The sequence below is a fragment of the Bacillus sp. 2205SS5-2 genome (genome assembly GCF_037024155.1).
GTDB lineage: Bacteria > Bacillota > Bacilli > Bacillales > Bacillaceae_K > Bacillus_CI.
Window position 1 is genome coordinate 19476 of sequence record NZ_JAYKTS010000007.1, and the last position, 26195, is coordinate 45670.

Annotated in this window: 19 protein-coding genes; 16 read left to right on the top strand and 3 right to left on the bottom strand. The window is 37.0% G+C overall.

Annotated elements, in window-relative coordinates; all coding sequences use genetic code 11:
- Nucleotides 1-551 precede the first annotated feature (551 nt).
- The 12 genes from cbpB to U8D43_RS06845 all read left to right on the top strand — a co-directional run bounded on the left by cbpB (nt 552) and on the right by U8D43_RS06845 (nt 16980).
- Nucleotides 552-995 (top strand): cyclic-di-AMP-binding protein CbpB, encoded by a 444-nt coding sequence (cbpB, locus tag U8D43_RS06790; RefSeq protein ID WP_335870422.1) that lies wholly within the window; start codon nt 552-554, stop codon nt 993-995.
- 537 nt (nt 996-1532) lie between these two features.
- Nucleotides 1533-2420, top strand: a complete 888-nt coding sequence (gene ccpC, locus U8D43_RS06795; protein WP_335870423.1) for a transcriptional regulator CcpC — start codon at nt 1533-1535, stop codon at nt 2418-2420.
- Nucleotides 2421-2502: 82 nt separating this feature from the next.
- A complete protein-coding gene (gene dapD / locus U8D43_RS06800) occupies nt 2503-3213 on the top strand; it encodes a 2,3,4,5-tetrahydropyridine-2,6-dicarboxylate N-acetyltransferase (protein WP_335870424.1) in 711 nt (236 codons plus the stop codon).
- 207 nt (nt 3214-3420) lie between these two features.
- Nucleotides 3421-4536, top strand: coding sequence for an N-acetyldiaminopimelate deacetylase (locus U8D43_RS06805; protein ID WP_335870425.1), 1116 nt, complete (start codon nt 3421-3423; stop codon nt 4534-4536).
- 224 nt (nt 4537-4760) lie between these two features.
- Nucleotides 4761-7178 (top strand): DUF8725 domain-containing protein, encoded by a 2418-nt coding sequence (locus U8D43_RS06810; RefSeq protein WP_335870426.1) that lies wholly within the window; start codon nt 4761-4763, stop codon nt 7176-7178.
- Complete coding sequence (locus U8D43_RS06815; RefSeq protein ID WP_335870427.1) at nt 7178-8113, top strand: ABC transporter ATP-binding protein; 936 nt, start codon at nt 7178-7180, stop codon at nt 8111-8113. The genes U8D43_RS06810 and U8D43_RS06815 overlap by 1 nt, the downstream gene beginning before the upstream one ends.
- Nucleotides 8110-8940 (top strand): ABC transporter permease, encoded by an 831-nt coding sequence (locus tag U8D43_RS06820; RefSeq protein WP_335870428.1) that lies wholly within the window; start codon nt 8110-8112, stop codon nt 8938-8940. The genes U8D43_RS06815 and U8D43_RS06820 overlap by 4 nt, the downstream gene beginning before the upstream one ends.
- 123 nt (nt 8941-9063) lie before the next feature.
- Nucleotides 9064-10590 carry a DUF8809 domain-containing protein gene (locus U8D43_RS06825; protein ID WP_335870429.1) on the top strand — a complete coding sequence of 509 codons (1527 nt, stop codon included), beginning with the start codon at nt 9064-9066 and terminating at the stop codon, nt 10588-10590.
- 4 nt (nt 10591-10594) lie between these two features.
- Nucleotides 10595-11593: an AAA family ATPase gene (locus U8D43_RS06830; RefSeq protein ID WP_335870430.1), complete on the top strand. Its 999-nt coding sequence runs from the start codon at nt 10595-10597 to the stop codon at nt 11591-11593.
- Complete coding sequence (locus tag U8D43_RS06835; RefSeq protein ID WP_335870431.1) at nt 11590-12453, top strand: DUF58 domain-containing protein; 864 nt, start codon at nt 11590-11592, stop codon at nt 12451-12453. Before U8D43_RS06830 ends, U8D43_RS06835 begins: the two co-directional genes overlap by 4 nt.
- A gap of 14 nt (nt 12454-12467) precedes the next feature.
- Nucleotides 12468-14225: a vWA domain-containing protein gene (locus U8D43_RS06840; RefSeq protein WP_335870432.1), complete on the top strand. Its 1758-nt coding sequence runs from the start codon at nt 12468-12470 to the stop codon at nt 14223-14225.
- Nucleotides 14215-16980 (top strand): VWA domain-containing protein, encoded by a 2766-nt coding sequence (locus tag U8D43_RS06845; protein WP_335870433.1) that lies wholly within the window; start codon nt 14215-14217, stop codon nt 16978-16980. The genes U8D43_RS06840 and U8D43_RS06845 overlap by 11 nt, the downstream gene beginning before the upstream one ends.
- 50 nt (nt 16981-17030) lie before the next feature.
- Here U8D43_RS06845 and U8D43_RS06850 read toward each other — a convergent pair whose 3' ends face one another.
- A complete protein-coding gene (locus U8D43_RS06850; protein WP_335870434.1) occupies nt 17031-17870 on the bottom strand; it encodes a mechanosensitive ion channel family protein in 840 nt (279 codons plus the stop codon).
- A 552-nt stretch (nt 17871-18422) separates the two neighbouring features.
- On the opposite strand from U8D43_RS06850, the gene U8D43_RS06855 reads away from it, so the two are divergent.
- Nucleotides 18423-18965 (top strand): peroxiredoxin, encoded by a 543-nt coding sequence (locus tag U8D43_RS06855; protein ID WP_335870435.1) that lies wholly within the window; start codon nt 18423-18425, stop codon nt 18963-18965.
- A gap of 205 nt (nt 18966-19170) precedes the next feature.
- The gene (locus U8D43_RS06860; protein ID WP_335870436.1) at nt 19171-19626 is read left to right on the top strand and encodes a TlpA family protein disulfide reductase; all 456 of its coding nucleotides are present in this window, start codon (nt 19171-19173) and stop codon (nt 19624-19626) included.
- Between the two features lie 135 nt (nt 19627-19761).
- On the opposite strand, the gene U8D43_RS06865 is transcribed toward U8D43_RS06860, so the two are convergent.
- Together U8D43_RS06865 and U8D43_RS06870 are read right to left on the bottom strand one after the other, a co-directional pair.
- Nucleotides 19762-19953 (bottom strand): hypothetical protein, encoded by a 192-nt coding sequence (locus U8D43_RS06865; RefSeq protein ID WP_335870437.1) that lies wholly within the window; start codon nt 19951-19953, stop codon nt 19762-19764.
- A gap of 176 nt (nt 19954-20129) precedes the next feature.
- Complete coding sequence (locus tag U8D43_RS06870; protein WP_335870438.1) at nt 20130-21794, bottom strand: DUF3981 domain-containing protein; 1665 nt, start codon at nt 21792-21794, stop codon at nt 20130-20132.
- 489 nt (nt 21795-22283) lie between these two features.
- Between U8D43_RS06870 and U8D43_RS06875 the strand changes: the two genes are divergently transcribed.
- Nucleotides 22284-24038, top strand: coding sequence for an ABC transporter ATP-binding protein (locus U8D43_RS06875; protein WP_335870439.1), 1755 nt, complete (start codon nt 22284-22286; stop codon nt 24036-24038).
- A gap of 4 nt (nt 24039-24042) precedes the next feature.
- Nucleotides 24043-25863: an ABC transporter ATP-binding protein gene (locus U8D43_RS06880; RefSeq protein WP_335870440.1), complete on the top strand. Its 1821-nt coding sequence runs from the start codon at nt 24043-24045 to the stop codon at nt 25861-25863.
- The last annotated feature ends 332 nt before the right edge of the window (nt 25864-26195 follow it).

Sequence of the window (26195 nt, forward strand, 5' to 3'; positions counted from 1 at the left end):
AGAGCAACCTTTCCGCCGGCTCGTCTTATGCATGTTGCCGATGAACGGTGCCTTCCGCCTTTCTTTAAAGTGCTTGATGGCATCCAGTATCTTCAGGAAAACATAAACAGAATTCTGCTGAGCACAGTATAGTAGTGAATGAAGATTGGTAAAATAAAAAGGCTATCTTCGCAAAGTTTGTTGCTTTTCCTATCAATTCTTCACCTATTATATAGCTTTGTTTCGGGCATCATTTCTTCTATATTTGATAGAAATCAACATTAAAATGGAGAATTTAGTCAAAAATAAGATGAAATAGCCTCAAGGTATACGAAAAAAAATAAAAAAAATCTCGAAATCAGAAATTAAGAATGATAATGTTCCCCCTTAACCTAGTTGTTTTACTTTTCCATATTGTCGTAATAAAGTAGGTCTCGAAAAAAAGAGAGATTTCATGTCAGGAATTCGACAATAATTAAAAAATAATCAAAACCATCCTATGATACAAAGTAAACAATCGTATGCTACAATTAGGGAGGAATATGAATTATTTGGAATAGGGAGAATGAAAAATGATTTCATTACAAAACAAAGAGTTATTGGAAACATCTATTGAAAAGTTTATTATTTCTTCTCAAAAAGTTGCTCATGTTCAGCTCGGAAACTCGATAGAACACGCGTTATTAATTTTAACCAAAAGTGGTTATTCCGCAATTCCTGTATTAGATGCACGCTTTCATTTTCATGGGTTAATTAGTTCTGCACTCATTACGGACAGTATTTTAGGCTTAGAAAGAATTGAATTTGAAAAACTTAATGAAAAAAAAGTAGAAGATGTAATGAAAAGTGAAGTTCCCACTATTAAAATCCACACGAAATTTGAGCAAGCTCTAACCCTATTGATTGATCATCCTTTTCTGTGCGTAATAGATCAAGAAGGTTACTTCGAAGGGATTTTAACAAGAAGAAGTATGTTAAAAGAATTAACGAGACATGTTCATTTTTACAAAAGGTAGCCTATAAAGCAGTTAGTAATCAGGTTTAAAAAGTAGTGATATCAGCTCCCTTTTGGGGGCTTTCCTTTTGATTAAAATAATTCCGCAAATACACTCGATCGAAAAAATGGGAGAAGACCTTTTTAACATGTGGAACAACTAAAGTTTGTTACAGTATTATTAATGAAGGCTGTTTCGCAGAGATTGGTGCTTTTCGAACCAGTCTATAAATTGTTAGATAGCTTTGCATCAGGTATCCTTTCCTCTATTTTTGATGAATATACACGACAAAAATGAAGGATTGAATCTAAATTTAGGTGAAATATCAGCAATGTATACGAAAAGAGCCATAATGAAAGTATAACTTTTTACAATGCTTTTGTGGTTAGCTTCAAGCGCCATTGGTACGAGGTGATCAGCCAAGCTCTGTTATAAAGTAACGAGCGCCTCAGGCTAGTTATCGTCTTATGCAAGCCGCCGATAAGCGGATGAATGGTGCATTCTTTGTGACAAAAGAACTTGGCGCTAAACTAGAAAAATAGATCAAAGGAGATCGTTATGGCATTTTCAGAATATCAACTACTTACGGTGTTAGCTCAAGAGATGAATATGAGAAAAGCTGCTGAACGGCTGTTTGTGTCACAACCTGCCTTATCGCAAAGACTACAAACGATTGAAAAGGATTGGGGAACCAAGCTGTTTCTCCGTTCTCAAAAAGGGTTAACTTTAACGCCGTCTGGAGAATTAGTCATTTCACTCGCTAGTGAGATGCTTGAAAGAGAAGAGCGCGTACGCGAAGAAATACAAGCATTAGATTCAAAAATACATGGTACCTTAAAGATAGCTTGTGCATCCATCGTTGGCCAAAACTGGTTGCCGCAAGTATTAAAAAAATACGTAGAAAAATACCCTGAAGCAAAAATCTCTTTAATGACGGGATGGAGCTCAGAAATTCTCAAAGCAATCTACGAAAATGACGTCCATATTGGAATTATTCGGGGAACTCCTGATTGGAAAGGTCCAAAAATCCACCTCTTTAAAGACCAATTATTCCTGGTCGACAAGGAAATTAACGAAGTGAATCAAGTCTTGAAAACAGAACGACCATTTATTCAATTCAAAAGTGACTCAAACTACTATCAGGAAATCCAAGATTGGTGGCACAGACAATTTAAAACGACCCCAAAGCGCACAATTATTGTGGATCAAATTGAAACATGCAAACAAATGACTTTCAATGGTATTGGCTATGCTATTTTACCTGCTATTACAGTGAATTCCACTCAAGAAGATATCTTTAAAATACCGTTGACAGATGAACAAAACAGGCCGATTCAACGCAATACATGGTTATTAGGATATGATTCAGCTTTCGAATTAAGACAAGTTAATGCATTTGTTGAGATCGTTCAAGAGTACATCGAATGCGATCCAACCCTTCAATAATACCTTGTTCATTTTGCTTTGTTTTGATAAAGTGAATTTAAACATTTTAAATAGTGTAATTATACTAAGGAGGTCTTTCATTATGACCATGATGAATGCAAATGAAATTATTTCTTTCATTCAAAATAGCAAAAAAGCGACGCCAGTCAAAGTGTACCTAAAAGGAGACTTGGAAAGTATTTGCTTTGATAAAGATGTTCAGGCTTTTATTAATAAAGATAATGGGGTCGTGTTCGGAGAATGGACATCCATTCAACAGACACTCGCAGAAAACAAAGAGAAAATTGAAGATTTTGTCGTCGAGGCTGATCGTCGAAATTCTGCCATTCCACTTCTGGATATGAAAAACGTTAAAGCCCGTATAGAGCCAGGAGCTATTATTAGGGATCAAGTCGAAATTGGTGATAATGCTGTCATAATGATGGGGGCGATGATAAACATCGGTTCTGTTATTGGCTCTGGTACAATGATCGATATGAATGTTGTACTTGGGGGGCGCGCTACTGTTGGTAAGAACTGTCATATCGGAGCAGGAGCGGTTTTAGCTGGAGTGATTGAACCACCTTCTGCCCAACCTGTTGTCGTGGAAGATGAAGTGGTTATTGGAGCTAATGCGGTTATCCTTGAAGGGGTTACTATAGGGAAAGGCTCTGTTGTCGCAGCTGGGGCAGTAGTGGTTGAAAATGTACCACCCTATACCGTGGTTGCTGGAACGCCTGCAAAGGTCATTAAGAAAATTGATGAAAAAACAAAATCCAAGACCGAAATAAAACATGAATTACGTCAATTATAGGATGTGTTGCGCGGGGAATATTTCCTGCGTTTTCCTTTTAGTTTTAGGCTTTTTCGTATATTTTGTTGCAAGATTATCTGATTTTAGGATCAGTCCTTCATTTTATTGTTGATCTTCATCAAAAATAGAAATTACATTATTTTTTTAACAAAATATATCAAGAAAATAACTATGATTTTCCTACTTAGAATGGGGATGTTAATGGATATGAATAGCCAATTTATTCATATTAGAAGAGACTTGCATAAAATTCCAGAAAAGGGATTTCGAGAATATAAAACACAAGCTTATTTGTTAAACTATTTAGGCTCGTTGCCACAAGAACGAATAGAAATCAAAAAGTGGAAAACCGGACTTTTAGTCAAAGTGAGAGGTAGTGAAGGGGCTAAATCGATCGGCTATCGAGCTGACATGGATGGATTGCCAATTGAAGAGGCTACGAACCTAGATTTTCAATCCGATCATCCAGGATATATGCACGCTTGTGGTCATGATTTTCATATGAGCATAGCCTTAGGTGTTTTAACACATTTTGTGAATTTTCCTATCCATCATCATATGATATTTCTCTTTCAACCGGCTGAAGAAGGACCAGGTGGAGCAGAGCCGCTTTTGAATAGTGAAGAATTTAAAGAATGGATGCCTGATATCATTATGGCACTTCATATTGCCCCGGAGTATCCAGTTGGAACTGTTGCAGTCAGAGAAGGCTTACTTTTTGCAAATACGTCAGAGCTTTTTATTGATTTTAAAGGAAAAGGGGGACATGCGGCATACCCTCACCAAACAAAAGATATGATTTTAGCCTCCTCAACTTTAGTAACTCAACTCCAATCCATCGTTTCAAGAAATATTGATCCATTGGAAAGTGTTGTAGTAACAATTGGAAAAATGACAGCTGGAACTGTTCAAAATGTGATTGCTGAAAATGCAAGGCTAGAAGGAACTATTCGTACTCTAGCACCTCATACGATGACGAAAGTTAAAAATAGAATTGAATCCCTTGTTAAAGGAATCGAGCTTGCTTTTGAATGCAGTGTATCCATCGATTACGGAAGTAATTATTATCAAGTATTTAACGAAGAGAAGAACACAAGTCACTTTATGGAGTTTGTTGAATCCTACAAAGAGGCTTCGTTAGTCATTTGCCAAGAAGCTATGACGGGTGAAGACTTCGGCTACATGCTGAAAGAAATTCCAGGATTCATGTTTTGGCTAGGTGTAGATACACCATATGGACTTCATCATTCTAGATTAAATCCCAAAGAAGAAGCCATTGATTTTGCTATTGGCCTTCTAACTGAATATATTGAATCTATATAAGTAATTAAAAAATTAAGTCTATTTAAAGACTTAATTTTTTTGTGCTTTTTTTCTTTTTGATGGCAACCTCGGATGAAGTGAAATTCCTTTTTTTATACCATTTTAAAAAATCAGAAAAATGAATTGATTTTATGGTAAGTTAGTGTAAAAATACACATAGTGAGTTCCTTTTATTGTTAGAACTTACAAAAGAATACTTGTAGTAAATACAGGGAGGACAAACAATGAAGAAACTGGGATTGGTTATGAAAATTCTATTGCTTATGATTGCATTAGGTGTGATGAGTACAAATACGATTCATGCAAAGAGTGCTTTAAAAGTAAAAATAGAGAGTGGGATCGATGGGAAAGTCCAAATGGGAAAAGGCTTTCCAATCCAAGTAACGATTGAAAATACCGGAAAAAATTATATTGGGGATCTGGTGATTGATTTTTCGCCAGATTATCAAGCTGCAGGAGGAAAAGCCTTTTCCTTGAATGTACCGGCAAACAGTACGAAAACGTATCAATTTTCACTCCCTGGTTTTTCTGATTCATCGAATATGAGTTTTCAAGGAAACAAGAAAAAACAAATGGTCTATTTATTTGATGGAGATTGGGAAAAGGGGAAAGAAGTTGATTTTAGTGGTGATAAGATCCTTACTCCTCATATGGTCAATCCTAACCAATCCATCACAGGGATACTAAGCGAAAATCCCGATGACCTTGAGCAAATCAAAATAAGTAAATTACAAACTGGAGCTTACATAGAAACCGTCATTTTAACAGAAAAAAACATGCCCTCAGAAGCTGCTGGGTTAGAAGTCATCGACCTACTTGTTATCGACGACTTCTCCTTAACAACTCTAAGTTTGGATCAACAAGAGGCTGTCCTTGAATGGACGGAACAAGGTGGAAAGATCTTAATTGGTGCTATGGAAAATAGTGACCAAAAGTTAGGCTCATTGGCAGCATTCCTTCCAATGAATATGAGCAAAGAAGAAAAGATTAGTAGTCTGGAATTTTTGAAGAAAAACAAGGAAAGTGCTTTGGATTTCTCCACCTTACCGATTTTGACAGGAGAACAAAAAGAAGGAACGACTACTATTATTGAAGTTGAAGGGTTTCCGGTGGTGACGAAAAACACCATAAGACAAGGAGAAGTATGGCAAACCGCCTTTTCGTATGGAGCTGAACCACTGGCATCTTGGAAGGATTTCAATCTATGGTTCTCGTGGTTGATCGAAGAAATGGAATTGCCTCAAGGGTATGGTACTAGCTCGAAATACGGAACAAGAATGTATGAGCAAATGTATTATGAGTTTGCAAATACTAGCAATTTATTTAAAGCAAGTGAAGTGTCGACTTCAGTACTTATTGGCATTTTAGTTCTGTATTTATTGCTCGTAGCTCCCCTATTATATTTCGTTTTGAAAAAATGGGATAAACGAGAATATGCTTGGGGGATCATACCTCTCATTGCGATATTGGCTTCAGTTGGAATTTTTATTACAGGGGCTAAGGATCGTCTCGGAAAGCCCCAAACATCATCAATGGAAGTTTATGAAGTTCAAGAGGATCAAAGTTTAATAGGGGTGAAAGCACAATCACTATTATCTAATACAGGTGGTGATTTTACACTCTCCTATAAAACGAATGAATTTAATGCTTTTCCTGCCATGAATGCTTACGATAATACAGCAAACTTTTATCAGTATGCCACGATAGAGGATCAGAATAACCAATCTACGGCCACTTTTTCAGGTGTAGAATTTTGGTCAACTCGGACAGTTTTTGGGTACGCAAAAAAAGATTCGGTAGGAAAGTTTGAGCAAAATTTAACTTTAAGGGATAAACAATTACAAGGGACAATCACAAATCATTTCCCATTCGATTTTCAGGAGCTTTATGTCTGGTCTGCTTCACAAGAATATAAATTAGGACCAATAAAAGCTGGAGAAACGATTGAAGTACAAGTAAACATAAAAGGAAATCATTTAAGCTCACCTTCAAAGGGCAGTTCAAAGAGTTTTTCTTCGTATCCACAAGATCAAGATATCGCGAAATTGAAGCAGCAACAAATGGAAAGCATGGTTGGAACCTTATTCACTGTGAAGAAAAATGGAAATAATCCAGTCATAGCAGGATACTCGGACCAGGCTGTAGTAGAGGCAATGATTCATGAAAAGGAAGAGAAGTTGAATAATTACTCTTTGATTTACCAGCCATTCAAGATTGAGAGTAATTTCAAGGGTACGTTTAAACTAAAAAGTGACGATCTTTTAGCAGAATTAAAGGTGATCGATGGCTTTATTATGGAAGAATTGAGAGAGCAGAGTTTCACTGAGTATGTTGTAGAGGCAGGTAGCTATGAACTAGTCCTGACGCTTCCCCAACCACTGAATAGTTCGAATGCTAATTTTAATGAAATAAAGGCTGCAGCGATTAATATGTCTCCTGGATTCAATTACTATATTAAGAATGCCAAAAATGGAGATAAGCAGTTACTCACACCCTCCTCTTCAGGCGTTATAACCTTGAGTGAGAATGTGAATGAATTTATTACGTCAACTGGAGAAATCAGGTTTACTATTGAAACGAATAACTCAAACTCTGATTTTTTCAGACTTCCTGATTTCACGGTTAAAGGAGAGGTGAAATGATGATTCATATTCAAAATTTAACAAAGAAATATGGAAGCTTTACTGCTCTTGATTCGCTAAACTTAACACTTGAAAAAGGAACCGTTTTTGGTTTTGTCGGACAAAATGGTGCTGGGAAGTCAACGACGTTCTCTATTTTAGCCACCCTGCTTTCACCGACCTCGGGTACAGCCTATATCAATGGCTTTAATATTGCGAAAGAACCAGAAAAAGTTAGAAGGCAAATTGGCTATATGCCCGATTTTTTTGGCGTGTATGACCAGTTAAAAGCAGATGAGTATCTAGATTTTTATGGAGCCAGCTATGGGATTTCTACTGAGGAGAGAAAAAAGTTAATACCTCAGCTTCTAGAACTCGTTAATTTATCACACAAGAGTGATTCATATGTTGACTTTCTTTCACGGGGTATGAAACAAAGACTTTGTTTAGCAAGGTCCTTAATTCATGATCCAGAAGTGTTAATCCTAGATGAACCTGCTTCAGGACTTGATCCACGTGCTCGTGTAGAAATGAGGGAGATTTTAAAAGAGCTCAAAAATATGGGCAAGACCATCATGATCTCTTCACATATTCTTCCTGAGCTGGCTGAAATGTGTGATGAAATCGGTGTGATTAATGAAGGTCAGCTTGTCGCTCACGGGTCTGTAGCGGAAATCCAATTTAAATTACAAGCAGATAAAATGATTATTACAAAGGTGAGAGGCCTAATAGAGAGTGCTATTTCTTATTTTGAAGATGACCCGCTTATCAGTGGAATTGAAAGTGACGCTGAAACTAAAACCATCTCCTTCTTATATAAAGGCGGGGAAGCAGATCAAGTTGAACTCCTTCGTAAAGCGGTTCAAAATAATATTCCGATTCTGTCATTCAAAGAAGTTGAGACGAATTTGGAAGATATCTTTATGGAAATTACGAAAGGAGTGGAACTTACATGAAGAACGTTTTCATCAATCCTGTCTTAAATAAAGAATTTAAATTGCGCTTTCGTTCATTGAAAACGTTTATGGGCTTAATGTTCTATCTGCTTGCAATTGGGGTTATTGTGATTGGCTTTATTTTACTGACTTCTTGGCAATCAGGAGCAACCTATTTCCGTCCAGAAGAAAGCAGAGGTATGTTTATGATGCTTTCGTTTATTCAGTTATCAATGGTTCTGTTTATTACTCCCGGATTGACTGCAGGTGTAATTAGTGGAGAGCGAGAGAAGCAAACTTTGAATATATTACTGACAACGATTCAAAGTTCTACAAGTATTATATTAGGAAAACTCTTTTCATCCGTTTCCTATTTAATTTTATTAATTATCGCAAGTTTGCCAATTTATAGCTTTGTGTTTTTGTTTGGAGGAGTTTCACCAATGAAACTTCTTCAAATAATGAGTTTCTATCTATTTACAGTATTTGCTTTTGGCTCAATTGGCATTATGTTTTCCACGCTGTTCCGAAAAACGATTATATCCATGGTCACTACGTACGGAATCTCCCTGTTTTTAACAGCGGGTACATTTTTCTTCTTTACGATTGCGATGCAATTTAGCTATGGAAACTCGGGAGGGCAAAGTCCATTCACCTACTATATGGCGATGCTAAATCCACTATTTGTGCTATTTAGTCTACTAGAGCCTTTTCCAATGGAGGAAATTAAGCAAATGACTGGAATTGAATTTCCGCTTTTGCTGTCGTATATGATTGCGTATAGCATCCTAATTATTTTGTGTATAGGTGTGAGTATCAGGAAGTTAAGGCCTAGAATGAAAAAATAATGGAAGGTTTTCAATAGCTTGAGGTTATTGAAAATCTTCTTGTTTACTACACAGGGAATCCCATAGTGTTTAAAATGGCAAAGTGACATTACTAATCGAAATGATGGCAAAGGGTGTGGGTAGATGCAGGAGCAAAAACAATTTCTATCGTTACTAAAATCGGTCAAATCTAATCTACGTCAGCAAATGATTGTTAAAGGAATACAGCACTTTATTTTAATCGGCTCTCTTTTCCTTGTTGGCTTTATTGTGGTGGTAAGGATGGTTGTTTTTCCCTATTGGTCAGTTTACGCAACGCTCATCTTACTCCTAACGGCGGTAATCTTTTTTGTCTTTTACTGGAAAAAAAGACCCACTAACCATTCAGCTGCACATGTTTTTGATGAATTCATCAAAGAGGATCGTGCTAAAACAGCACTGTCATATTTACATAGTCAACATCCTTTTGCCGCCCTACAATTGAATGAAACCATTTATAGTATGAAGCAAAATGAGGAGAGAGTGCGTAAGAGAAAAAAGAATTGGTTGTTTCCACAGTATTTCGTTCCAAGCATCCTTTTTACAGGGATGATTCTTTTACTATTGCTGTCACCAAACGAAAAAATGAAGGAAGCAGAAAGAATTCAAGAAGAAAAAGAAATAGTGAACGATATTCAGGATAAAGTGGAAAAGTTAGCAGAAAAAAATACGGGTGAAGCGAAAAAAGAAATCGATGAAACAAAAAATGCGTTAAAAGAAGTGAAAAGTGCAGAAGAAGCGCTTGAAGCCATTTTAAAGAAGCAGAAAGAGATCTCCCTTACACAAGAACCCTTAAAGGAGAAAAAGGAAGAATTAAACAATATACAAAGTGGATTAAATGAAAAAGGGATGAATGAATTGTCCAATGCATTAAATGAAGAAAACAAAGAAAAGATATCAGTTTCTTTAAATAAACTCCAAAATCAGAAGCTTACTGATGAAATGAAAAAAACACTAGGATTAAATGAGGAAATACCAGAGTTATCAGACGAAGTTCTAAAAGAATTAGAGAAAAAATTTAGTGACCTAGTAGACAATACCCTCATCCTTTCGCAATTAAATGTCCTTCAACAAGGACTTTCTCAGCAAAGTACAGCCCTACAGAATTATCTTCAAAAGAACCAATTATCAATCAGTGAAGACTTAGCGGCACTAATAAAGAGTTCATCTGATGGAGTACAACAAAAGGATTCAAACATAAGCAACACGGAGTCTGGAAATGATCCAACTAAAGAGGGGGATGACACCGAGGAGCAAGGACAGGGGCAAGGACAAGGACAAGGACAAGGACAAGGACAAGGACAAGGACAAGGACAAGGAGGAAGTAGTTCTTCGGGTTCAGAGGGGAGTGGAGCAGGATTTGGATCAGGACCAATGGAACTTACAATTCCCAAATATTTAGACAGCGAAGGGAATCTACAAATTGAAAACGGTCCCTTATCAGGTGAGTCAGGAGGAGAAAGAACGGAAAGTGAAGGCCCAATCCTACAAGGTCAGTTAAGGTCCTACGAAGAGGTATATAGCCAATATGAACAAAGTTATCGCAAAAGTGTAGATCGTTACCAACTTCCTCAAACACTAGAAAGTCTAGTAGGGCGATATTTTACTGAAATTGATCCAAATGGAGAGTGATGACATGAATCAGACTGCAGTTGAGTATGAAGAAGTTGTTCAAAAGCTTCGTGATGTGAAGAATGAAATCTCTAGATATATAGTAGGTCAAGAACAGGTGATTGAGGAATTACTATGGAGTATTTTCTCGGGAGGTCATGCTATCCTCGAAGGATTACCAGGACTCGGGAAAACAGCCCTCATTAAAACCGTTGCACAAGTATTAGATCTATCTTTTTCCCGAATTCAATTTACTCCAGATCTGATGCCGTCAGATATTACAGGGACACTGATGCTTCAACCTGATGAACTTGGAAAACAACAGTTTCATTTTTTTCATGGACCTATCTTTTCTCAAATCGTATTAGCCGATGAAATTAATCGGGCTACCCCGAAAACGCAAAGTGCCTTACTCGAAGCAATGGCGGAGAAAACGGTGACGATTATGGGGGACACCAGGCAAGTTGAAACACCGTTTTTTGTGTTAGCCACACAAAATCCGATTGACTTGGAAGGGACCTACCCTTTACCAGAAGCACAAATGGATCGTTTTTTAAGTAAAATTATCGTTCACTATCCGACGAAAGCAGAATTAATGGAGATTGTGAAGCGAACGGAGGGAGAGGAACCTCTGCTTAACAAAATCATGTCTTCAGGAGATGTGTTAAAGGCTCAATCTATGATGAAGGACATTATGATTGCTGATGAAGTGTTAGAAACAGCTGTCCAATTGATTTCGATGACTCACCCTGAAAATGAAGAGTCGCCGGAGGATGTGAAGAAGTATATTCATTATGGTAGTGGTCCGCGTGGATTACAAGCTCTGATTAGACTAGCGAAAACGAGAGCATTAATGAACGGTCGCTTTCATGTCTCTGTCGGAGATATAAAAAAAGTTGCCCCTTGTGTCTTACGTCATCGCCTTTTTCTTAATTTTGAAGGAGAAGCCGCAGGGATAAAATCGGATGATCTTCTCTCGGTCATCATATCTGAAGTGAAGCATGGGAGAGAAGTTAACCGATGATTATGCCTTCAGTTCTACTACGATTATCCCGTTATCGGTTGTCCACTCCGAAAACCTACAATGGTATTCATCAAGGGTCCCGTCAGTCATTGAAAAAAGGTCATTCATTGGAGTTTTCTGACCATAAAATGTACCAAGCTGGAGATGACCTTCGACAAATCGATTGGAATATCTATGCTCGTACAAACCGGCATTACGTAAAGACGTTTCTTGATGAACAATCGATTCATATAAGCATTTATTTAGATTCGTCTCCTTCCATGACGGTTTGGAAGGAAAAATGGGAAAAAGCAAAAGACCTTGCCGCAGCTTTTGCCTTTATCTCCCTAAACAATGGTGATTCAATTACGTGCATTCCTGTAGGCACGAATGAATTTGTTCCTATAAAAAGAAAAGGAATCACAATGAATAACCAAACGGTTATGGATATTTGTAGGCTTCCACATCCAAAGTCTGCTTTTCCTTTTTCAAAGGGATTTTCAACTCAAGTTCAAAAGAAATCCCATATATCTATACTGATTTCGGATGGACTAGAACCATTATCCCACTACAAGGAAGTATTAAAACGTGTTCGTTTGAAAAGCAGAAAGGTTTTATTCTTGCAACTCTTAAGTGAAAAAGAAGATAATCCTCATCTTGGGAAAGATGTTAAGTGGATTGATAGTGAGACAAGGGAGGAAATGAATGTTACGTTAGCTAAGAAAACGGTAGAATTATATGGGGAAACCTTGCAACGGCATTGTTCTTCTCTTCAGTCAATCAGTAAAAATCTTCAATGTTTTTATGTAAGGAGTTCTGTAGAGAAGTCGCTTGAGGAAATCATCCTTGGTGAGTGTAGGAAGGTCGGTTGGGTTTCATGAGGGAGGAATAAGTTGTGACGGTTTTATCTCCGGTGTATGGGTGGTTTAGTGCTCTTTTAATCGCTACCATCTTGTTGTATTTTTTTCGAAAACAATATGAAGAGCAGCTCTATTCCTCGACCTTTTTATGGAAACAGGCGATGAAGGAAGTTGAAGCTTCTACGTGGTTACATAAGCTACAGAATCATCTGTTATTATGGTTACAGTTGCTAATTATGACACTATTAATTTTATCTTTAATGAAACCTATTTTCTTCACTCAAGAAATAGAGGGAGATCATGTTATTTTTATAATTGATACTTCTGCGTCAATGGCTGTTACAAAAGAAGGAATGAATCGTTTACAGCTAGCTAGAAAGCAAATAAATGGCAAATTAGATGAGCTGAAAAATCAAAAGATCACGATTATTGAAGCATCTGAAGCTACAAATATACTAGTAAAAGCTGAAAAAGACGTAAGAAAAGCAAAAGATGTTATTGAAGAGTTAGAATTATCATACAAACATGAAGACTTAGATCAAGCGATAAGTCTAGCTATCGCAATGGCAAAAAAAGAGTCTTCCTCCATTTATGTTTATTCACATGCCCTCAATGAGGAACGTGTGCCGCTTTTACCAGACAACAGTACATTTCATGCAGTTAATCTTCACGAAAATCCGGAAAATGTTTCAATCACCTCATTCGGTTTGCAAGAAAGGGATAGCATAATGACAGCGGTTGCGGTGATAAAAAACGAAGCAAATAGTGAGAAAACAGTGCCCTTTCAAATTACCGCCAATGGAGAAGTAGTATATGAGGAAACGATTACGATAGCAGCTCAAAAAGAGAAAATACTAAATATACCTTCTTTGCCTACTGCAGATTATTATGTTGCTATTATTGACATTCCAGATGAATATGATTTAGATCAATTTCTATATACTGTAGCAACATCTTCAAATCCTCCGATTTATGCAATTGGAGAGGTCTCTCCTTTCTGGATTAAAGGTTTTACAGCAATTGGTGCAGAAGTAATTCAAGTTTCTTCAAGCGAGGAACTGAACAACCAGGAAGCGAAAATTGTGTTAGTTGACCGCGAGCAAGCTGCGGACTATAAAAATGTTCCGCTTTTTGTGATAGCAGATAGTGTAGAGGTTCAATCACTAGGAGCACCTATCACTTCTTCTAACGATAAACTCATTCAATATGTTGATATGAGTGAAATCTTTGTAGCTGGGACGGGTACCTTTTATGATGCTGATTTTGATAGTCTTGTAAACAGTGGTTCGACTGCATTGATACAAAAATCAAGTGGAGTGACACCGGTTATTTCTGTGAATTTTCCTTTGCATCAAAGCGATTGGCCACTACATCCAAGCTTCCCGATTTTTCTTTATCAAACCTATCAATGGTTAGGGGAACAGACTAGATTTTTAGGAGCCTTTCATTCAGGTGAACAAACTTATCTTAATGTAAGCAATGAAGGAAATACGCTATGGGATATTTTTAATATAGAGAATAAACTAATTTCAACATGGGATAGCTCGAAAGAATTTCTAGCTCCCGCCCTTCCTGGAGTATATAGGATTGTACAAAATAACTACTCACTCTTTTTATCTGTAACCTTAGACAAGGGGGAACGAGATATAGCGGGTCAACCCTCATTTATGATAAATGGTACACAAACAAATGAGCTAAATAGTAGTGGAAATAGGGATGTCGGAGTGTGGCTTGTTTTATTTTCCATTCTCATTTTAGTCTTTGAATGGGAGGTTTTTAGGCGTGGAAATTGAGTTACAGCAATCTCTAAACCTGTTCTTAATTATCCCTGTGGGGTTCATTCTCATTTATTGGGTAAGACAATCGAAAGAAAAGAAGTTACCCATCATTTTTCGTTCCATCACGATAGTCCTATTAGTATTTTCCTTAGCAATGCCAACTCTTTTACAGGCTGAATCTGGAGAAAATGTGATTTTTCTAGTTGATCAATCCGCGAGTATGAAAAATTCACATGATAAAGTAATAGACTTTCTTCACAAAAGCATTGAAAACAAAGGGTCGGATGATTCCTATTCCATAATTAAATTCGGGAAATCTTCAGTGCTCGATGTAAGTGAAACAAAGGATGCAAAGTTTGTACTGAATAGTCAATCTGAAAATATTCGCCATCAAACGAATTTAGAAGATGGTCTTCATTTTGCGTCTTCGTTATTGGGGAATAAGCAAACAGGCAGAATTGTGGTGTTGTCAGATGACAAAGAGACTACGGGGCATAGTCAAAATAAGATTCCGCTCTTGATTGAACAAAATACTAGTGTAGATTATTTCCTCTACGAAAATAATCAAGTTGAAGACAGTGGACTTGGAACCGTTTCGCATCCTCGAACGGCACTACTTGGTGAAACGGTTGAACTAAACGTCCCTATTGAGAGCACAATTTCACAAAATGTCGAAATAACAGTGCAAGCTAATAATCAAATCGTATTATCGGAAAAGGTAATGGTGAAAGAAGGAGTGAACGCCCAGTCTTTTCAGCATGTCCCGCTTGAGGAAGGACAAATTCACTATAAAGTGTCAATCAATCCCGAACGAGACGAGATTATTGAAAACAATCAAAGTGAGTCAATTATTACCGTCAAAGGGGAACCTAACATACTAGTAGTTTCTGGTGAAAAGGAAATGCAACTAACAAATTTGTTAGAGAAAAATCAATTTTTGGTTAATCAACTTCAACCACAACAGTTTCCTACAAAATTATCTTCACTATTAAGCTATGATAGCATTGTATTCGATAATGTTACAGGTACATATTTTTCGCAAGCTCAAATGGAATTGGTAGAAAGAGCGGTAAAGGATTTTGGTGTAGGGTTCTTGATGATTGGCGGGAAAGATAGCTTTGGATTAGGAGGTTATTTTAAAACACCTATTGAAAAAATATTGCCAGTTGATATGGACATTAAAGGAGAGAAAGAGCTTCCATCACTGGGGTTAGTTATTGTCGTTGATCGATCAGGTTCGATGTCTGGCAACAAACTCAGTCTTGCAAAAGAAGCAGCTGCAAGGTCAGTCGAGCTACTTCGTGAGAAAGATACGCTTGGGTTTATCGCCTTCGATGATAAACCATGGGAAATTGTTGAAACAAGTCCAATTAAAGACAAAGCTGCAGTAATTGAAAAAATTCGCTCCGTCACATCAGGTGGAGGAACAGAAATCTACTCCTCCTTAGAGCTTGCATATGAAAAGTTAACTGAACAAAATCTTCAACGAAAACATATTATTTTGTTAACTGATGGACAATCAGCTACTCATTCAGATTATGATTCTTTAATTGAAGAAGGTTATGAAAACAAGATCACACTCTCAACGGTATCTATTGGGACAGATGCTGATAAACAACTGTTAGAGAACTTAGCTTTGGTTGGAGAAGGACGGTATTATGATGTAACAGAAGCTTCGGTTATTCCGAGCATTCTTTCCCGAGAAACAGTCATGGCGACGAGAACGTATATAGAAGATACACCCTTTTATCCGAGCGTAACTCGTGATTCCATGATAGAAAACTTGTTTGGTGAAGGAATTCCTGAAATGAATGCATATATTGCTACAACACCTAAACAGGCTAGTAGAACCTCTATATTGAGCGAAAAAGAGGATCCTATTTTATCCTATTGGCAATACGGTTTAGGTACGACGTTTGCTTTTACTTCTGATTCTGCCGGAGAATGGGCTGGGGATTGGGCACGCTGGAAGAATTGGCCACGATTTTGGAATAATGTCATGACAGCATCATTTCCGTCTTATGAAGAAAAATCATTCGGGTTAGTGGTTGGACAAGAAGGAGAAAAGACGAAAGTAAAAGTGTCGTTGGAGAATGAAGGCGTGACGACCTTAACACCGAAAATCATTGCAGAAAATGGAGAAGAAATTCTTACAGACTCTAAAATTAGCGCTCCTGGGGAGTATGAGATAGAGCTAGAAGCTGAACCAGGGCTGTATTATTTCCAAATGAGAGAGGGCGATCAATTACATTATCAGACTGGTTTTTCAGTTCCATACTCAGAAGAATATCGTCTATTTCCAGATGAATTGGGGAATCTAGCAAAATTAGCATCGGCTACAGGTGGGAAGAAACTGATTGATACCGAAGACGTTTTTCGGGATCTTGAGACCCCTTCTTTTGAGGAAAAACCTATTAGCTCTTGGTTTGTTTTAATGGCGATGCTCTTGTTTTTTTTAGAGATTGTCTATCGAAGAGTAGGGTTTTCATTTCTGAAAAAACTAAGGTTTAGGGAGAAAAAACTTGTTGATTCTAAAAATACAGAACAGGTGGAGCAACTTATGCTTCGTAAATCGACAGTTGAGAAAAGGGTTAAGAACAAATCTCCCCGAGAATCTTTAATTAATAGAAAATTAGAGAAGGAGCCCTTTATAGTTCCGTCAGAAGGTGTAAAAAAGGAAGTCGATACAGGATCAATTGAGAGAGTAAAGGAAGAAAAGGACGATCGGATTCGTCGGTTACTCATAGCAAAACAACGAAGAAAGAAGTAGGAAGCAAAAAAGAAGCTACTCATTTGAGTAGCTTCTTAGCGGTTTTTGAGTTATTTCTTCTCGATATATGTTTGGTGAGGGAAAGGAATTTCGATGCCATGATCGTCTAGTGTATTTTTCAGACGTTTCTTTAACTCACGTTCAACACTCCATTGCTCCATATTCTTTGTTTTTGCAAGAATACGAATGACCACATCAGAAGAAGCTAAATCTTGAACTCCTAGTACATTTGGTCCCTCAACGATATTTTCATTTTCTTTAGCGAAAGTATTACAAGCATCTTGAATGATCGAAATAGCGTGATCAATATTATCATCATAGGAGATACCAATGTCAACAAGCGCTCGCATATTCCCCCGAGAATGGTTGCTAACCGATGTAATTTCACGATTAGGCACGTAATGAAGTGTTCCATCGAAACCACGAATTTGCGTAGTTCTTAACCCAACTTGCTCTACAATACCAGAGAAGCTTCCGGTAGTGACATAGTCACCAACATCTAGTTGTTTTTCTAAGAGAATAAAAAATCCTGTTACTACATCACTTACTAAGCCTTGTGCACCAAACCCAATCGCTAATCCAACGACACCGGCACCAGCGAGGATTGCAGTTACTTCGATTCCAAAAATCTGTAGGATTGTGACGAAAAACACAAAAATTAGTATGTAGTTTAAAATGTTTTTCATAAGCCCTCTAAGCGTGAGGGATCGACCTTTTGAAATCGTATTGGACTGTTCATATTTAGTAAATAACCGATCGATTAATTTATTGCCAATTCCTTTAATAATTAGAAAACCAATAATTAAGGCGAAAAATTGGAGAACCCCAATCCCTATTGTCATAAGTAAGCTTTCCCAGTCATAATCTTCCCAAAAATTTATTTCATTCATCTACTACTCAATCCTTTCTCTCTTTCGCTAGTCCTCTTTTGTAACCTTTTGATTCTCCTCATTAATTTATCTAAGGCTCTTTTCGTTTGCATTGTTACTTTTAACTTTAATAATCCATGAAATTCTCCATTTTTGTATGAATTTCGTTCAAAATAGACGAAAAGATGACCCGAAACAAAACTATATCATAGATTAACCACTGACTAGAAGAGTCACAAACTTTGTAAAACATCTATTAATTTCAAACTTTCTCATACCCTCCAATGGATGTAAAGGTTGCGAATAGATGCATTATATTTTATTCCCAATCGAAAGAATGATAAACTTACTCTTAGTGATTGGAAAAAACTAATTGAGAGTAATTTATTCAGCAATTGGGAAAAACAAAGTAGGAGAGTATTTGTTATTCAATAATCATTTTTTATTTATATTTATTTTAAATAAGAGTTGACGTGAATAGCTAGTTATTTTATAATTATTCTTGTTGAAAAGAAAGTAAATGAGAAATGAGTATCTATTTTCTCATTTTAACTTATTTGGAGGGATTACACTATGGCAGAACGTATGGTAGGAAAACAAGCTCCACGATTTGAAATGGATGCAGTACTTGCAAACAAAGAATTTGGCAATGTAAGTTTGGAAGAAAATATGAAAAATGACAAATGGACAGTATTATTCTTCTATCCAATGGACTTCACTTTCGTATGTCCAACAGAGATTACTGCAATGTCTGATCGTTATGACGAATTTGAGGACTTGGATGCAGAAATCGTAGGTGTGTCGACAGATACGATTCACACTCATTTGGCTTGGATTAACACAGATCGTAAAGAAAACGGATTAGGTGAATTAAGATATCCGCTTGCTGCTGATACGAATCATGTTGTTTCACGTGACTATGGTGTGTTAATTGAAGAAGAGGGTGTAGCTCTTCGTGGATTATTCATTATTAATCCTGAAGGTGAACTACAGTATCAAACGGTTTTCCATAACAACATCGGTCGTGATGTAGAAGAAACACTTCGTGTTCTTCAAGCTCTTCAAACAGGTGGACTTTGCCCAGCCAACTGGAAACCAGGACAAGCTACACTTTAATTTATCTATCTGAAGACCTAGCGATTCGTTAGGTCTTTTTTAAAAGGAAACGGTGGCCGTAGGGACACCGGATGAAGTTTTTCGTATATATTTTACTAATTATTCAAAATAAAACATCCTATACGAAATGATCACTATATTATAGAAGTCAAGTTTATCCGTCCTTGTAAATAACAGTCTAGGATAATTTAGAGGAGGAATATTCATGAGATTAAGAACCCCGATGCCAGAATTAACTGGTGCAACAGAATGGTTGAATGGTGAAGTAAGTAAAGCAGAGGTTGTCGGCGAAAAACCAACATTGATTCATTTTTGGTCCATTAGCTGTCATTTATGCAAAGAGGCAATGCCACAAGTGAATGAGTTTCGTGATAAATATAAAGATAGATTAAATGTAGTTGCCGTACATATGCCTCGTTCAGAAGAGGATACAAATCTTGAGAAAATTAAAGAGGTCGCAAGTGAACATGATATATCTCAACCCATCTTCATTGATAACGAGCATAAGCTAACTGATGCCTTTGAAAATCAATATGTTCCTGCTTATTATGTGTTTGATAAAGAGGGTAGCTTGCGTCATTTTCAGGCCGGTGGAAGTGGTATGAAGATGTTAGAAAAACGAGTCAATCGTGTATTGGCTGAAATGGAGTCAGCAGATTAATTTGATCTACATTGGTGTCACTATATTACTCTGAGGTTTTTTGAAGAAAAAAGAAGCATGGGATGTTTTCTCTCCATGCTTCTTTTTGTTTGGCTCTTTTCGAATACATTGTGGCTATAACATCTGGTTTTTGATTTAACCGCACATTTCACAGTTGATTTCCATCAAAAATAAACGGATCCAGCTGCAGTGGCTAGGGACTCGGGCATTTGTCAGCCGTCCCTGGGAAGCCACTTCCGCCTTTTTTTGTCCAGCTACAGTGGCTTGCGGCTCGGGGTCAAATGAATAACGCTCCAGCGATGCAGGCATCACCTCCGAGTTCTTCATTTGCCTGACGCCGCAGGGCAGCCACTTCCGCCTTTCGTAAATGATGCCCGAAACAAGGCTACATCAACGATCATTGACTGGTTCGAAAAGCAACAAACTTTGCGAAAGCAGCCTTTTGTTTCACTATTAGATCATACTAACCAAGGAACAGTATGGTAGTTAGGCACTTTCGTTTCTCATTCTAAACTTTTATTGGAAAATTCCGTAACTGAAAGAATTTGTTCTCCAGTATCGGAATAAGTGAAAAGTACAGTATCCCCAACTTCAGTGAATATACTGTAAGGGAAATCCACGGAGGAAATCATATACACGCGATTATCATTTTCAAGAAGTACAAAAACGATTGTAAGCTCTTCGCCAGTTTCTTTGTATACACGTTGAACATTTCCTTGGATTTCTTTTGATTCACTCTGTGAACTTGGGCGCTTCGTTAAGTCTCCTCTCGAAAGGACGGTCTTGTATTTATTGAATGCTTCTCGTTGTGTAGATCCAGTGGCAAATACTTTGGCATTTGAAGCTAACATCACAGCATAGCTCCGGACAAGGCCACCATCATCAGTCACTGGCACTACCCAGCTTGGTTTGCCATATACATTGTAAATAACGGGCATGGTGCCATGCCATTTTTCTTTTTTAAAGGAATTGTCGACGACTTCATTTGCTCCAGAGCCATCCATAATGCCCTTTACTAAATCACCGTTATAGTAATACAAAACACCGGTTCTCGCATCGATTAAAGAGTATCCTAGAGCAGAATCAACTCCTTCTTTAGGAGAAGTAAAGTCCGTAAAATAATACATTTTACCATCTTTACTAAAAATAGGTGTGACTCCTTCATAAGTTCCCCAATCAGTCGGGATTTTTACATCACTCTGAGAGAAGACATTGTTCCAAAATCCGTGAACATAATAACCAAAATAGTCATTCTCTAAGGAAGCTGATTCATGGTTCAAAACACCGTCAATAAACGATGGAGCATCTTTTATTGTATAGGTATTGGTGATTCCCGTTTGTGGATCAACTACAACAACTCCTTCTACCATAAACCCTGAGCGTAAAGATATTTTCTTACCATAGGTCATCGTATAGTATGGATTTCCTTGATCATCTATTTCAAATTTGGCTTCTCCGTTAAAAATTAAATCGGGTTCTGCTTGGCGAACAATTCGCTCCAAATTTTTTCCGAAATACATGCTTGGTACATATTCCATTTCATATCCTACAATTAGTTTAGCTTCAGCATCAGGATTTGTTCCGGACATCGTAATATACCCGGGAATAAAACCTGCTCTTCTAGCTTTAAAGAATCCCGAAGCTTCAATAGGAGCAACATACAGAGATTCACCGTCTACAATTTGGGGAGTGAGTTCACCTAATTCAAAGTAAGATACTTTATCAAGGTTTCCGAATACCTTTTTCATTTTGTTTTTAGCTGTCTCGGGAGGAACCGAGAAAGGGGTATCGTCCTCTGTGAACATTTCAGATAAATCTTTTTCAATCTTTTCAACCGATGAATACTTGTCTTTCGCAATCACGAGTGAATGGATAAAGCTGCTATAAATAAATCCTCCAAGTAGTAATAAAGAAATCGCCATTTTCCCTAAGGTCAACATGTTCTTATGTTTGGTTTGAAGAGATAAGCTTACGAAAATAAAAACTGAAGCAATTACCGCGTAAGAAGTGAAAATGGATGATATATTATTATCGAAAAGTATAAAATACTCTCCTAAACCAATTACAATCCAAAATAAAATGGGCAAAATCATGCTTTTATTAAGAGACTTTGGCTTTTCCCAAGGAACCATAAAGGTTGTTAGTAATAGAAGAAAAATAAATTTCATTGTATAAGTACTCCTCTCAAATGCGATTTCTTTACTATACGAATGAGAAGATAAAAGGTTTCATTAGACATAAAAAGGAGAAAAGATTAACTATTTGAAATTAGAAAAAATTCAAACAAATAACTGGTAATTTGTTTCGGGATTCGATATATTTATTACTATGTTCTTTTTTGATGCCTGTTTCATAATATCTGTTAATCATTTTTCCATAAATATGGTTGAATTATGGATTGAAAAAACCAAAAGCAGATTTATTCTAAGGGCTATCCGTAGACAATATTATGTTTTTCTCCCATCATTTTTTAGGTTTACCGTTTTTGTATGGATCACGTTCAAGAATAGACAAAATAATGCCCCGAAACGGATTATTTAAAATGATAAAAACCTGCAGCGGATATGCAACATTCTGTGCGAAACAGCCTTTCTAAACAAGAGCAACTAATTTTTAGAAATAAGTCATTTTGTTACAACATGAGAGGGGGATGGAATATGGAAGTATTCAAAAAATTAAAAGAATTCTACTGGCCGTATAAACGGTATTTTTTTACTTCAATGATTTTTCTATTATTTGTAACCGTCATCACAGTCGTCTATCCGATTATTTTACAGATGACTATAGATGAAGCGGTCCTAAAAGGCAACTATGAAATAATTCCTTATTTGGCATTAGGATTTGTAGGAATTATGGTGTTAAAAGGATTCGCCACATTTCTTCAGCAGTATAATGGGGATATGTTTGGAATCTCTTCGGTCTATCGTTTGCGAAATGTGTTATATGAAAAACTACAATTTCTCCCGTTTTCCTACTATGATAATGCCAAAACAGGTGATTTAATGTCGAGATTGACGGCAGATGTGGAAGCATTCCGTTTTTTCTTGTCGTTCGGTTTTACGGAATTGATTCGTTTTTTACTTCTAATATCAATTAGCTTTAGTGTCATGATGTATTATTCGGTGTCACTTACATTTGTTACGCTGATCACACTTCCTTTTTTGGCGATTGTCGTCTATAAATTTGATAAAGCGGTTCATCCTGCGTTCAGGGGTATCCGTAAATCATTTGGAAAACTAAATACCAATGTACAAGAAAACATTAGTGGAATTAATACGGTAAAAAGTCTATCAAGAGAAGAACACCAAATCTCAAAGTTTAATTCTTCAAATGGAAATTATAAAGAAAATTATATTTTCACATCCAATATATGGGCTAAATTTTTTCCTTTAATGGAATTTTTGGGGAATATAAGTGTGGTCACACTCCTAGGATATGGAGGATATTTAGTCATCAATGGTTCGTTGAGACCTGGAGAGCTTGTCGCATTTTATAGCTTAGTTTGGTATATCATATGGCCGATTATGAATCTTGGTTTTACGATCAATCTTTTTTCTCAGTCAAAGGCTTCTGGGGAGCGTTTATTAGAAATTCTTGAGGTAGATGAAGTGATTAAAGACCAAGATTCTCCTCTTCATGTAGATCGATTTTTAGGAGACGTGGACTTCGATAACGTCACGTTAAAATATACAAACGAAGAAGATGCGGCCTTAAAAGAGATTTCGTTTAAAGCTCAGCCGGGATCAGTGATAGGACTGATTGGCGAAACCGGATCCGGTAAAACAAGTATTCCTCAGCTTATGACACGCTTTTATGAACCAGTTGAGGGAATCGTAAAGATTGATGGAGAAGATGTGAAAGAATATTCGCTAAAATCTCTTCGGCAAAATGTAGGTTTCGTACTCCAGGAATCCTTTTTATTTTCTTCAACAATCGCCGCAAATATTTCCTATGGACGGCCAGAAGTGACAATGGAAAGAGTAATTGAGGCAGCTAAAAGTGCGCAAGCTCATGAATTTATTTGTGAACTTCCTGATGGCTATGAAACGGTTCTGGGGGAAAGAGGATTAGGTTTATCTGGTGGGCAAAAGCAACGCATCGCCATCGCACGTGCTATTTGTACCGATCCTTCAATTTTAATACTGGATGATGCGACAAGTGCGGTTGATATGGAAACAGAGTTCCAAATTCAAAAAGAATTAAAAGACGTCATGAAAAATAGGACGACGTTTATTATTGCTCACCGAATCTCTTCTCTAAAACATGCAGATGAAATATTAGTTTTAGAAAATGGTAGGATTGTTGAGCGTGGAAAGCACGAGAAATTATTAAGAAATAACGGACCGTATCAGCGAATTTATGAGATTCAATATAAAGATCAGAAGCGAATACTTCAGGGACAGAAGGGGTGATTGAATGAGTCAAAGTAAACTACATAATCGAATTCAAAAGCGATTTCATTACTCGACTGATCAAATAATCGATAAGTCATTTAACTGGAGGCAGCTGTGGCGATTACTTGCCTACGTAAAGCCCTACACTAAAAATTTAGTGCCATTGTCTATCTTAATGGTTATTATTACAACGGCAGTTCGGCTCTCAATCCCAATCCTAATAGGTGTGTATACATTAGATAGAGCCATTCAAAATCGAGATATGAATTTATTGACAATACTAGTTATGGTCATTGTTTCGCTTTATATCCTTAATTACGTCGCTAATGTATTAAGAATAAGGTGGATGAATATGCTTGGTCAAAGTGTAATCTATGATTTGAGAAAGCATCTATTTTCACACGTCCAGTGGTTATCGCATCGCTTCTTCGATCAACGCTCAGCGGGATCAATTCTCGTTCGTATTATGAATGATATTAATTCACTCCAGGAATTGTTTACAAATGGCGTAATAAATTTATTGATGGACCTTATATTGCTTTTGGGAATTGTGGTTATTCTATTTACTCTAAGCCCACAACTTACACTCGCTGTGTTAGTAATTCTGCCGATAATGTTTTTAATCTCGACAACATTGAGGAAGAAAATCCGCAGATCTTGGCAAGATGTTCGAACTAAACAAGCGAAATTGAATTCACACTTAAATGAGAGCATTCAAGGGGTTCGCGTCACGCAATCCTTTACTCAAGAACAAGAAAATATGATGTTCTTCGACGGAGTGAATACAGAAAGTTTTGATAGCTGGAGAACAGCGACTAGAAAGAATGCGATGTTTCGCCCCTTAGTAGAACTTACGAACGCTGTCGGGACAGCTGTACTTATTTGGTATGGTGCACATTTAATCAATGCAGGTAGTTTGCAATTAGGAGAATTTGTTTCCTTTGCCTTTTATCTAGGGATGTTTTGGGAGCCTATATCTCGTCTTGGTATGGTCTACAATCAGCTTTTAATCGGCATGGCTTCTTCTGAACGAATATTTGAATTTTTAGATGAAAAACCAATTGTGTCAGAGGCTGAAAAAGCGATTGAATTAAAAGATATTCAAGGAGAAATTGTGTTTCGTTCTGTCGAGTTTTCATACGATGGTAAACGTAAGGCATTAAACGGAATTGATTTGAAAATGAACAAAGGAAATACCGTTGCACTTGTAGGGCATACGGGATCAGGAAAAACGACAATTGCAAACTTGATTACTCGTTTTTACGACCCAACTGCTGGAAATGTGTTTGTTGATGGCTATGATTTAAAAGATATATCGATTTCAAGCCTTCGAAATCAGATTAGTATCGTGCTTCAAGATACATTTATTTTTTCTGGTACAATCAAAGAGAATATTCGATTTGGACGCCCAGATGCAACCGATGAGGATGTAATTCACGCTGCCAAAGCGATTGGAGCACATGAGTTTATAACTAAAATGCCTAAGGGATATGAAACAGAAGTTGAGGAAAGAGGGAATGTCCTTTCTGTTGGGCAATGTCAATTATTGTCGTTTGCAAGAGCATTATTAGCTGACCCACGTATCATTATTTTAGATGAGGCAACCGCTTCAATCGATACCGAAACGGAAGTCAAAATACAAGCAGCTTTAAATCGTTTGTTACATGGACGAACCGCGATTATTATCGCTCATAGACTTTCAACTATCCGGGAAGCCGATCATATTTTTGTGCTTGATCACGGGGATATAAAAGAACAAGGAAATCATGAGGACCTTATGGATCAAGAAGGTGTTTACTATGAGCTAGTGAAAACGCAGTTCAAAATGTTGGAAGCTATGTAAATGAAAGGACTGATGATCATCAGTCCTTTTTTTCGAGAGATAAGAAAGCAAAAAAATCTGAGCTATCATATCTTTTTGGTTATGTTTTTCCTATTTTGGAGACAAATAATATGAAGCGAATCTCCTTTTGAGCATCATGTTCAGTGAGTGACATTCAAGCAGAAACAATGGGCAATTATCCGTCCAACCATCATGGGCGTGATGAAAATTCAAACTTATTTTTGCGCAATGAATATACCACGACTTGATCATTCATTATCTTGAAAACTCCATCAATTCTTATGGAAAATAGCGAGGAACAGATAAAAATAAGAGTAATGCGGTCGTTTCCG

What these genes read in the sequence shown, in the direction of transcription:
- cbpB (WP_335870422.1), top strand. Translation starts at nt 552, where the DNA reads ATGATTTCATTACAAAACAAAGAGTTATTGGAAACATCTATTGAAAAG.
- ccpC (WP_335870423.1), top strand. Translation starts at nt 1,533, where the DNA reads ATGGCATTTTCAGAATATCAACTACTTACGGTGTTAGCTCAAGAGATG.
- dapD (WP_335870424.1), top strand. Translation starts at nt 2,503, where the DNA reads ATGACCATGATGAATGCAAATGAAATTATTTCTTTCATTCAAAATAGC.
- U8D43_RS06805 (WP_335870425.1), top strand. Translation starts at nt 3,421, where the DNA reads ATGAATAGCCAATTTATTCATATTAGAAGAGACTTGCATAAAATTCCA.
- U8D43_RS06810 (WP_335870426.1), top strand. Translation starts at nt 4,761, where the DNA reads ATGAAGAAACTGGGATTGGTTATGAAAATTCTATTGCTTATGATTGCA.
- U8D43_RS06815 (WP_335870427.1), top strand. Translation starts at nt 7,178, where the DNA reads ATGATTCATATTCAAAATTTAACAAAGAAATATGGAAGCTTTACTGCT.
- U8D43_RS06820 (WP_335870428.1), top strand. Translation starts at nt 8,110, where the DNA reads ATGAAGAACGTTTTCATCAATCCTGTCTTAAATAAAGAATTTAAATTG.
- U8D43_RS06825 (WP_335870429.1), top strand. Translation starts at nt 9,064, where the DNA reads ATGCAGGAGCAAAAACAATTTCTATCGTTACTAAAATCGGTCAAATCT.
- U8D43_RS06830 (WP_335870430.1), top strand. Translation starts at nt 10,595, where the DNA reads ATGAATCAGACTGCAGTTGAGTATGAAGAAGTTGTTCAAAAGCTTCGT.
- U8D43_RS06835 (WP_335870431.1), top strand. Translation starts at nt 11,590, where the DNA reads ATGATTATGCCTTCAGTTCTACTACGATTATCCCGTTATCGGTTGTCC.
- U8D43_RS06850 (WP_335870434.1), bottom strand. Translation starts at nt 17,870, where the DNA reads ATGAATGAAATAAATTTTTGGGAAGATTATGACTGGGAAAGCTTACTT.
- U8D43_RS06855 (WP_335870435.1), top strand. Translation starts at nt 18,423, where the DNA reads ATGGCAGAACGTATGGTAGGAAAACAAGCTCCACGATTTGAAATGGAT.
- U8D43_RS06860 (WP_335870436.1), top strand. Translation starts at nt 19,171, where the DNA reads ATGAGATTAAGAACCCCGATGCCAGAATTAACTGGTGCAACAGAATGG.
- U8D43_RS06865 (WP_335870437.1), bottom strand. Translation starts at nt 19,953, where the DNA reads ATGAAGAACTCGGAGGTGATGCCTGCATCGCTGGAGCGTTATTCATTT.
- U8D43_RS06870 (WP_335870438.1), bottom strand. Translation starts at nt 21,794, where the DNA reads ATGAAATTTATTTTTCTTCTATTACTAACAACCTTTATGGTTCCTTGG.
- U8D43_RS06875 (WP_335870439.1), top strand. Translation starts at nt 22,284, where the DNA reads ATGGAAGTATTCAAAAAATTAAAAGAATTCTACTGGCCGTATAAACGG.
- U8D43_RS06880 (WP_335870440.1), top strand. Translation starts at nt 24,043, where the DNA reads ATGAGTCAAAGTAAACTACATAATCGAATTCAAAAGCGATTTCATTAC.